This window comes from Ammonifex thiophilus, assembly GCF_003368535.1.
GTDB lineage: Bacteria > Bacillota > Desulfotomaculia > Desulfotomaculales > Ammonificaceae > Ammonifex > Ammonifex thiophilus.
In genome coordinates this window covers 1-9,371 of sequence record NZ_QSLN01000034.1, presented here as the reverse complement: position 1 = coordinate 9,371, position 9,371 = coordinate 1, and the positions used below count along the sequence as shown (strand labels likewise).

Genomic DNA, 9,371 nt, shown 5'->3' with positions numbered 1-9,371 from the left:
CGAGGTCCGGTAACATCATTAACCAGAGCCCTCAAAGCTTTGAGCCGGAACATCGATCTTCTCTGGTAGTTCGTCCTGGTCCGGGGATGGTGGGGCTCGAGACTCCTACAGTAGGTTGACACGATCTGGAGCCAAAGGAGTACTTGCGGAAGGGCATCCGCAGAGTTATAATAAAAGTGCGAAAGATATCTTTGCCGGAGTGGCGGAACTGGCAGACGCGTGCGTTTGAGGGGCGTATGGGGTTCACCCCCGTGGGGGTTCGAGTCCCCCCTCCGGCACCAAAGAGAATTTAAGGGGCCTTGACCGAGGCCCCTTAAATTTTTATTCTTCCCGTTTCCTTTCTAGCTTGGCCACCGCCGCCTCCTCGGCTGCCACTACCAGCGGGTAGGCTGGCGGGGAGGGGGTGAGGAGGGGATGGGTTCCCATCTGGAAAGCGGCCATTTCCACGGCGGTCATGCGGTGTAGCAGACAAGCACTCAAGAGATTCACGAGCTCGCCCACACCCTCGCTGCCCACTGCTTGACCTCCCAGCAGGATGCCGGTATACCGGTCAAATACCAGCTTTACTTTTGTTTCGAAGGTTCCAGGAAGAACGCTGGGGTGACGGTTGGGAGCGGAAGCCTCCCCCAGCAGGACATCGTACCCTTCCTCTTCGGCTATCCGCTCGATGAGCCCGGCGGCGCCGAAGGCCTTCTCGCCAATCCTGGTAGAAAAGACTCCCACCGTGCCGGGGTTCTCCCGGCGGCGGGCGAAGAGGTTGGCGCCGGCCACCCGCGCTTCCATGGCAGCCACCGAGGCTAAGCGTATCCGCACCGGGTTACCGCCGAAAAAGGAGAATTTCTCGGCGCAGTCGCCACAAGCGAAGATGTTGGGATCGGAGGTGGCCATGGTTCGGTCCACCAAGATTCCCCCAGTGGGGCCCAGAGAAAGCCCGGCGGCCTCGGCCAGCTCGGTCACCGGTCGCACCCCCGTGGTTATTATGACCACGTCAGCGGGCAGCACGGTGCCGTCTTCCAATCTCACCTCCTTAACCTTACCGTCGCCGGCCAGTTCTGCCACTTTCTTTTCGGTGAGTATATCCACTCCTAAGGCCTGGAGTTCTCGCTCGGCTTCGAAGCAGAACTCTTCGTCGAAGGAAGTGTAGAGACAATAAGGCAGGATTTCTACTATGGCAACCTCCAGCTGCCGGTACTTTCTGATTTGCTCCGCCAGTTCCACTCCTACGAATCCCCCACCGATTATTACTACCCGGCGGGCTTCGGCGAGAGCGGCAAGCACTTTTTGAAGATAAGGCAGCTCCTTCTTTATCCAAAAAACATTTTCCCGGTCGATGCCGGGTATGGCGGGTAAAGCGGGGCGGGAGCCGGTGGCCAGAACCAGGCGGTCATAGCCTATTTCTTCCCCCGAGGCCAGCACCAGTTTTTTGTCCTGCCGCACAATCTCCTTTACCTCTCCTATTTTGACCTCGATTCCTCGCAGGCTCAGAATGTAATCGGGGTTTACATTCTTGCAGGGATCCTCCAAAACCCCGAACATGTAGGGAATGCCGCAGGGGATGAGAGTTTTTTCCTCCCGCCGGATGAGCAGGACTTTTTTTTCAGGATAGTGACGCCGGGCAGTGGTAGCCGCAGTTACTCCCGCCGTTCCTCCACCTATCACCACTACATCGTAATTCGCCTTCATTTTTCCCCTCCTCAGTTTCAGGATGGAAGGAACTCCTTCTCTCATCTTATCATTCCTCCGAAGCACGAGGGCAATTTGCGGTCGTCGGCCTGCGGAGGATTATCGGGCCAAGTTCTGGTGCTAGCTTTCTTGTACTGACTTTCTCTTTCGCTTTGCTCCTTCGGATGCACTTTGACTACTCTACACCCTAAGGTATATACTCATATACCGAAGGGTATTCTAAAATTTTTGTCGAAGGGAGGGAGAAAATGCGCCAGCAAAAAGGGGTGTCCTTGCTCGTCGCGCTCCTGTTCCTGGGGTTGGTCGCCTTCCCGGCTGCGGTGCGGGGGGCAGGTAAGGCTCCGCCCTTTTACCTGCGCACCGAGACGGGGGCCATCATTAACCCCGTAACGGGAGAGAACGCCGATCAACCCTACAGTCCCCGCCAGACCTGCGGCGCCTGCCACGACTACGAGGCTATCACCAAAGGTTACCACTTCCAGCAGGGCTGGGATGTCATCAAAGACGGCTACAGCAAGGAGAAGCCCTGGGTCCTGTCCAACGGGATGATGGGTAAGTGGTGACCACCTTCCTACCGCCAGTTGGCGGCCAAGCAGAACTCTTGCGCTGCAGCCATCGACCTCACTCCTTACGACTTTGTAGGATTTGGCAATCCCGCCGATCCCAAGCCCACCTGTGGCTCCTGCCACCCCGGTGGAGGAGGGATGGAGTACGACCGGGAAGGTCATCGCTACGATCAGCGCTTAAAAGCTCAGCCGGAGTTACACACCACCTTGGACGGGGATTATTTCCAGAGCGCCTGGGATAAGAGCGGGGTGGTGGAGGCTGACTGTTTGCTCTGCCACTATCCCGGTTATGACTGGCAAGCGCGGACCAAGCAACTGAAGTTGCGCAACTATAAGTGGGCGGCTACCGTGGGGGCAGGCTTGGGTCAGGTGACCGGGGCGGTGGCCCAAGGGGAAATACCTAAGGTGAAGTACGATCTTAGGAAATTCAACCCCGACGGCACCATAGATCACGCTGCTTTCATTACCAGCCCGGAGCCTAGAAACTGCCTTTTCTGCCACGGCATCTCCGACCAAAAGAAGCGCGGCTTCAGCTGGGGCGACAAGCTCAATCCCGACACTCACCAGCAGCGCGGGCTCAAGTGTACCACCTGCCACTTCCTCGTAAATGATCCGACAAAAGGTGTCGCCACCATTAACCACCAGATAGCCATGGGGGACGACCTGGGTGAAGGGGTTGCGCCCGAGCTCCGGAACACCGTCTACTCATGCCGGGAGTGCCACGAGAAGGGGATAATGGGGGCTCCGCGGCCCAAGCACGAGAAGATCCCTCCCAGCCACTTAAAGCGCTTGGCCTGCGAGGCTTGTCACATTCCTCAGATAGGCCGGGCTCCCGATCTGGCGGCCGACGTGATCACCGGGGCCATGGTGGATGTGCCGCTGGTGGGTAAGAAGGTAGGGGACGCTGCCGTCTGGCAGCCGCAGTGGTTAAGGCACCCCCGTAAGGGCTTGATCCAGCCGGTGAACGTCATCCATGCGGTGTGGGTGGGTAACCGCGACGCGGACGGGATAATCTACCCGCTCTTCTTCAAGGAAATCAAGCCCGTGTGGGAGCGGCTAAAGGGCAAGATCCGCGACGATAACGGCGACGGTGTGCCCGAGGTAAACACGCCGGAGGAGATCAAGCTCCTGCTCACTACCTGCCGGCAGGTGCTTGCGGAGCATTCCGGCCGTTTCAAGCAGATCTCGCCCGTCTACTACAAGGGCGGAAAGGTCTGGGAGCTTGATCAGAACGGCGAGCTGAAAACAAGCGAGGATCCGAGTCTGGAGGAGCCCACTTTCTGCATCAACCACAACGTGTCGCCGGCGGGGATGGCTCTGGGTGCCAAGGGTTGCTCCGATTGCCACAGCAAGCAGGGGAAGCTTTACCAGGACATAGCGGTCGATCCCTACGGCCCCGAGGGGAAGCCAGTCACGGTCAAACAGGCCTGGCTTCTGGGCTGGACACCGCTCAGCTTCTCCTTTACCAATTTGTACCTGACCCTTCTCTCGCCACTTTTTGCCCTGCTGCTGCTGGGCTTGCTCCTGGCCCTGTCCCTGCACTACGTGGTCATCGGACCGCGGGGAGTTTGCCTTACCCAGTGTCCAGGGGAACTGGAGCTCTTCTCCTTGGATGAGCGGGTAATCCACCTGGTGCGGATGCTGAGCTTCGTCTTCCTGGCGGTTACCGGTCTGCTCTTCGCCTTCCACCGCGTGGGAGCCATAGAGTTTCTTTTCGGCAGCTACGAGACAGCGCGGGTTTGGCACTGGTCGATGGGGTTGGTTTTCGGGCTGAGTTCCCTGTGGGCCATTGTGCGGTGGTGGAAGGACGCCCGCTTTGCTCCCTATGACCGGGAGTGGCTGCGGGTCATGGGCGGTTACCTCAGCCGCCGGGAGGTGCATGCTCCAGCAGGCAAGTTCAATGCTGGGCAGAAGCTCTTCTACTGGCTAACCACCATCTTTACCTTGACCATCGGCGTAAGCGGCGTGGTGATGATCTTCGGCCAGAAGGTGACTCCGGCCCTCTGGCATTGGATGGTGCCCCTGCACGGCATCTCGGCGCTGATCTTGATCCTGGCGGTTATAGGCCACGCTTACTTGGGCACGCTGGCCAATCCCGGTACCTGGCGCCTGCTGGTGACGGGCAGGGTCTCGCCCGAATGGGCCCGAGCTCACCATCCAGTATGGTACGAAGAAAAGGTTAAAGCTCTAGAAGAACAAGAGGCTGCGGAGGAGGAAAAGGGCGGGGAAGACGTGGCCCAGAGCTAACCCGGTGAAAACTTAGGGGGTCTCCTGCTTCTGCCTGTTGACAGGTGGAAGGGGAGACCTTTATAATCGCCTCTAGATACCCTATAGGGTATGCCGAAGGGGGGCAAGAGTTTGCTGCGAGAAAAGCTGCTTGAGAGAAGAAAGCGCCAGCTCTACACCTGGATCGGGCTTCCCTTGGTGGCGGTAGGGGGGTGGTTTTACCCTTGGCTGGGCTTCCTGCTGCTGGGGTGCATGCTGGGAGCGGTCGGTCTTTCTTTTTCGCGGGGACGAACCTGGTGCGACTGGATGTGTCCCCGCGGCGCCTTTTTCGACCTGTTTTTGTCCTCTCTCTCGGCCAAGCGCTCCACCCCCGCTTTCTTCCGGGGTTGGCCTGTGAGGGGCTTCTTTTTAATCCTGATTTTTGCCGTCATAGGCGTCCAGTGGTACTTCAGTTGGGGGAACATCCCCGCCATGGGGCTGGCGCTGGTTAAGGTTTTGACCGTTACCACCCTGGTGGGTGTTCTACTGGGACTTACTTTCCACCCTCGTGCCTGGTGCCTGGTTTGCCCCATGGGTACCTTGGCGAACTTATTCGGTCGCGGAAAAAAACCGCTTCTAGTAGCTTCCTCCTGTGCGGGTTGTGGGGTTTGCTCCCGCTTCTGCCCCCTCGGGCTTCAACCCCACTTTTCCCGCCAGCAAGGAGTAATGGGGGACGGCGATTGCCTGAAGTGCGGCTCTTGCGTGGCGGCCTGCCCCCGCCAGGCCCTTTCCTTTGGCGAAAACTTGCCGAGACAGGCAGGAAGTGTTAGACTTTAAGCCAGGATACTCCTGGAGGTAAAGCTAACGAAGGGAGGGATGCTTTCTTGCGCGTAGGGATTTTTGTTTGCGACTGTCAAGGTACTTTAGCGCGGGACCTGGACTTTGACCGACTGGTGGAGGAGTGTAGCCGGCTTCCCGGTGTGGTGATCGTCAAGCGTCATTCTCTTCTCTGCCAGGAAGAGGGTGTGGCCTTGTTCCAGAAAACGGTGCAGGAGTTGGAGCTCGACCGCGTGGTGGTAGCGGGCTGTTCCCCGCGCTCCAGCCTGGTAGCTCCGGAGCTCCGCTTCAAGCGGGCGTTGGCCGAGATAGGGCGCGATACGACGGCGCTGGAGATAGCCAACATAAGGGAACAGTGCGCCTGGGTCCACCCCGGCCAAAAGGAGCAAGCCACCGGCAAGGCCCTGGACCTCATCGCCATGGCCCATGCGCGCGCTCTTTACAACCGCCCGCGTAATCCGGCCTCTTATGAAATCGCCGGAGAGGCTCTGGTAATAGGCGGTGGTCCAGCGGGCATGCAGGCGGCGCTGGACTACGCGAGAAACGGCATAAAGGTGACGCTGGTGGAGAAGGAGTCGCACCTCGGTGGGCAGATGGCCCGGTTAGAAATGCTTTACCAGAACGAGACCTGGCCCTCCTCCTGTGCTACTTCCTGCATCATGCCTAATATAGGCAAGCTCGTCAACCTCCATCCCAACATAACGGTGCTCACCAGGACCTGGGTGAAGGGGGTAAAGAAGGACGGGGGGAATTTCCTGGTCACCCTCTGGCAGGAGCCGCAGTTTATCGACCCCCGGAGGTGCGTGGAGTGCGGGTGCTGCGCGGCGGTCTGTCCGGTGGAGGTGGAGAACGATTTCGACATGGGAATTAGCCGCCGCAAGGCTGCCTACAAGCCCCACCCCATGGCCCTGCCTCCGGGCTACACCATCGATCCTGCTTCCTGCACCCGTTGCGGGGCCTGTGTTGAGGCCTGCCCGGCTCAAGCCATAAACCTCCGGGTGGCGCCACAGGAAAAAACGCTGCGGGTGGGCAGCGTAGTGCTAGCCACCGGGTTTGAGGAACTCCCTATACCCGCTGCCAAGCTGGGTTTTCTGGAAGAAGCCTGGGATTCGCGCATCATAACCTCGCTTAAGCTGGAAAGGTACGGCTTTCAACTCCAGCGCTTGCCCTTTAAGCCCCAAAGTGTGACCTTCGTGCTCTGCAGCGGTTCGCGGGAGAAGACGGGAGAAATCGATCCTCGCTGCGAGGACGGCTGCTCCTTCCCCTTTCAACCCTTAGAGGGGCCCAAAGCTTATTGCTCCAAGATTTGCTGCTTTTACACGCTGAAGCAGATCCTTATGCTCAAGCGCTTCCACCCCAAGTTGGAGATAAACTTGATTTACTCCCACATCCGGGCCAACGGGCCGGCGGCGGAGGAGTTCTTCCGCCGGGTCAAGAATCTCCCGGGCGTGAACCTTATTCGCGGCCGGGTTACTGCCGTTTCACGAGCTGCAGGAGAAGAAGTCCTAGAGGTCCACGTGGAGCCCTGGGAAGGAAACGCGGGATCCGGCTCCAAGCTCCGGACTGACCTTCTGGTCCTGGCCACAGCCCTGGGTAGCCGAAAGGACACGCCAGAGTTGGCCCAGCTTTTCGGTTTCAGGCTTGACATGTGGGGGCTTCCGGCCATAAACCAAGGTCCTTACGGTGACACACCTGGTTGCCGCATCTTGCGCCCCACGGAGTCTACGGTCCAGCGGCTCTACGTGGTCGGGGCCGTGGCCCAGCCCAATTCCATAAGCCCGAGCGTGGCTGAGGCTTCGGCAGCGGTAGCACGAGCCCTCCCTTATCACCGGCAGGGTAAAGTAGAAGTGCTGGATTACTACGCCGAGATCGATCCACAAAAGTGCAGCGGCTGCGGTTTTTGCGCCAAAGTCTGTCCCCACGGCGTAATCCAGCGGCGGGAAGACGGCACTTACTACACCAGCCCTGCTTTTTGTCAGGGTTGCGGGCTATGCACCACGGCCTGTCCCACGGGCGCCATAAGGATAACTAACTTCAACGAGGAATCGGTGGAGAAGGAGCTCGCTGTGGCTTTCAAACACGTCCCGCCGGATGAGCCCAGGATAGTTGGTTTCCTCTGCTACTGGTGTGCCTATTCCGGGGCCGATATGGCAGGTGTGGCCCGGCTTTCCTACCCAGTAGGGACGCGCATCATCAGGGTGCGCTGCGGTGCCAGTGTCAGCCCCCAGCACGTGCTGCTGGCCTTCAATCACGGCGCTGACGGGGTCATCGTGGGCTACTGCCCCCAGTACAACTGCCACCACCACGATGGCAACGTGCATGCGGCCAGACGCATGGCCATTTGGGAGAAGTTCCTGCCCCTTTTGGGGATAGACCCACGCCGCTTTGCTTTTCTGGAATTGGGGGCGGTGGCTGGCAAGGCCTGGGTGGGCGCGGTTAACGATATGTACCGGCGGCTTAAAGAGATGAGATCCGGAGAGGGGAGATGAAGTGTGGTCCGGGATAGAAAGCTTGACCCGCAGGAAGTGGCGCGGTTGGTGAGCGTGTTGGGCATAAGCGGCGGCCCACCGGTGACGAAAGAAACCTCTCTAACGGAGGTGCTTTTGCAGTTTCTGCGCTTTGCTTCCCGTGAGTGCTGCGGGGAGTGCATGGTTGGGCACCTCGGTACCGGTACCCTTTCCTCGCTGCTGGAAAGCAGGGCAGGGGAGAGAGAGTTGCTGGCCAAGCTCAGTGAGCTTTTGCGCACCTCAGCTAAATGCGACGTGGGGAAGGTGGCGGGCAAGGTAGCTGAGCTGATGCTCAAGCTCGAACTGGTATAGGTAGAAGGGGAGCCCTTTAAAAGGCTCCCCTTCGAATTTCCGGAAGTTTTAAGAAGCCAGCATAGAACGGAGTACGGAGGTTATCTGGCGCTTGGGGCGTTCGCGCATAAGCCAGCGATCGAGTTCGGGATGGGAGACATCGGGAGGCACCACGCGATCGATTTTTTCCTCGCCCGAGGTCACCAGGCCCAACTCATCCAGCCGGTTTATCAAGATTTCGCCCGTTTTTACGTCTACGTGCAGGATAGGTGCTTCGCGCCGCATGCTTCCCACCCCCTCCTATTACCTTTATACTCTTTCTCTAGACCAAAGTTTAGTTAGGGAAAGCGAAGGAGTCAACGACGCCGGGAAGAGGGGAGTTTTTATGCGGGTGGTAGTCAGTTTGTCGAGACGCACCGAACCCTACTTTCACGCCGAGAAACTGGCCGAATTGCTTCTCCGGCGCTATCCTCCTGAGCGGGTGCATACGGTGGTGGTTTGGACCAAGTTTCCGGCCACGGTTTTGTCTAAATTGCGCCGGGTGCTCAGCCGATACGATCAGGTTTACCTGCACCTCACCGTTACCGGCTTCGGGGGGACGGTGATAGAGCCTGGGGTGCCGCCGGCGGAGAAAGTACTGGGCTCTATTCCCAAACTCATCTCTTTCTTAGGCGATCCGCGCCGATTGCGCTTGCGCCCTGATCCTCTAGCTGTTTTCCGCCGGGGTAAAGAAGTCTACTCGAACCTTCACCTGGCGCCGGAAATCATAAGGGAGGCGGCTGCTTTAGGGGTAAAGAGCTTTTCTTCATCCTTCATGACCCTGTATCCCAAGGTGGAGGAGCGCCTTAAGCGGGAAGGCTTTTCCTTCACGGCCCTCGAGGAGGGAGAGAAGTGGCTCATATGGAGTAACCTGGAAAAAGCGGCCCAGGAAGCGGGAGCTGAACTCTTCGCCTGCTGCGTTCCCGGCCTGCCCAAGTCCCGCTGCATCGACGGTTACCGGTTAGCGCTTTTGCACCCGCGCCGCGAGCCGTGCCGCACCGATGAAGCGGCGGGGCAGCGCGAGCTATGCGGGTGTACCCATGCGGTGGACTTAGGGTGGTACACCATGAGGTGTCCGGCCGGCTGCCTCTACTGCTACGGCAGCCCCCTTCGCTCCGTTAGTGTAAAGTTACCGTAGGAGTTCTTGCAGGAGCCGAGGGAGGAGAAAAAGAAGAAGAGACCTCACCGTCCTTGCTAGGGACGAGCAGTTGACAATCCAACCACTCAGGAGGGTGAGGTCTCT

General features: G+C 58.8%; 8 protein-coding genes and 1 tRNA gene. 7 read left to right on the top strand and 2 right to left on the bottom strand.

Features of this window, described 5'->3' with window-relative positions; translation table 11 throughout:
- The first annotated feature begins 193 nt into the window (after positions 1-193).
- A tRNA-Leu gene (locus DXX99_RS10695) sits at positions 194-281 on the top strand.
- A gap of 40 nt (positions 282-321) precedes the next feature.
- Here DXX99_RS10695 and DXX99_RS10690 read toward each other — a convergent pair.
- Positions 322-1,683, bottom strand: a complete 1,362-nt coding sequence (locus DXX99_RS10690; protein ID WP_115793466.1) for an FAD-dependent oxidoreductase — start codon at positions 1,681-1,683, stop codon at positions 322-324.
- Positions 1,684-1,931: 248 nt separating this feature from the next.
- On the opposite strand from DXX99_RS10690, the gene DXX99_RS10685 reads away from it, so the two are divergent.
- From DXX99_RS10685 to DXX99_RS10665, 5 genes are all read left to right on the top strand, one after another.
- Positions 1,932-2,246: a hypothetical protein gene (locus DXX99_RS10685; RefSeq protein ID WP_115793464.1), complete on the top strand. Its 315-nt coding sequence runs from the start codon at positions 1,932-1,934 to the stop codon at positions 2,244-2,246.
- Positions 2,247-2,264: 18 nt separating this feature from the next.
- Positions 2,265-4,496 (top strand): formate dehydrogenase subunit gamma, encoded by a 2,232-nt coding sequence (locus DXX99_RS10680; RefSeq protein WP_134643013.1) that lies wholly within the window; start codon positions 2,265-2,267, stop codon positions 4,494-4,496.
- 111 nt (positions 4,497-4,607) lie between these two features.
- Complete coding sequence (locus tag DXX99_RS10675) at positions 4,608-5,291, top strand: 4Fe-4S binding protein (RefSeq protein WP_205664710.1); 684 nt, start codon at positions 4,608-4,610, stop codon at positions 5,289-5,291.
- A 47-nt stretch (positions 5,292-5,338) separates the two neighbouring features.
- On the top strand, positions 5,339-7,780 hold the full coding sequence (locus DXX99_RS10670) for a hydrogenase iron-sulfur subunit (RefSeq protein WP_115793461.1): 2,442 nt from the start codon (positions 5,339-5,341) through the stop codon (positions 7,778-7,780).
- Between the two features lie 3 nt (positions 7,781-7,783).
- Entirely contained in the window at positions 7,784-8,110 is a 327-nt protein-coding gene (locus DXX99_RS10665; protein ID WP_115793460.1) for an NADH-ubiquinone oxidoreductase-F iron-sulfur binding region domain-containing protein, read from the top strand.
- A 48-nt stretch (positions 8,111-8,158) separates the two neighbouring features.
- Here DXX99_RS10665 and DXX99_RS10660 read toward each other — a convergent pair whose 3' ends face one another.
- Complete coding sequence (locus tag DXX99_RS10660; protein ID WP_115793459.1) at positions 8,159-8,374, bottom strand: hypothetical protein; 216 nt, start codon at positions 8,372-8,374, stop codon at positions 8,159-8,161.
- 100 nt (positions 8,375-8,474) lie between these two features.
- Here DXX99_RS10660 and DXX99_RS10655 point away from each other — a divergent pair, with 100 nt between their 5' ends.
- Positions 8,475-9,266, top strand: coding sequence for a DUF1848 family protein (locus DXX99_RS10655; protein ID WP_115793465.1), 792 nt, complete (start codon positions 8,475-8,477; stop codon positions 9,264-9,266).
- The last annotated feature ends 105 nt before the right edge of the window (positions 9,267-9,371 follow it).

Excerpts from the sequence above, each read along its gene's own strand:
- DXX99_RS10690 (WP_115793466.1), bottom strand. The coding sequence starts at position 1,683 with ATGAAGGCGAATTACGATGTAGTGGTGATAGGTGGAGGAACGGCGGGA.
- DXX99_RS10685 (WP_115793464.1), top strand. The coding sequence starts at position 1,932 with ATGCGCCAGCAAAAAGGGGTGTCCTTGCTCGTCGCGCTCCTGTTCCTG.
- DXX99_RS10660 (WP_115793459.1), bottom strand. The coding sequence starts at position 8,374 with ATGCGGCGCGAAGCACCTATCCTGCACGTAGACGTAAAAACGGGCGAA.
- DXX99_RS10655 (WP_115793465.1), top strand. The coding sequence starts at position 8,475 with ATGCGGGTGGTAGTCAGTTTGTCGAGACGCACCGAACCCTACTTTCAC.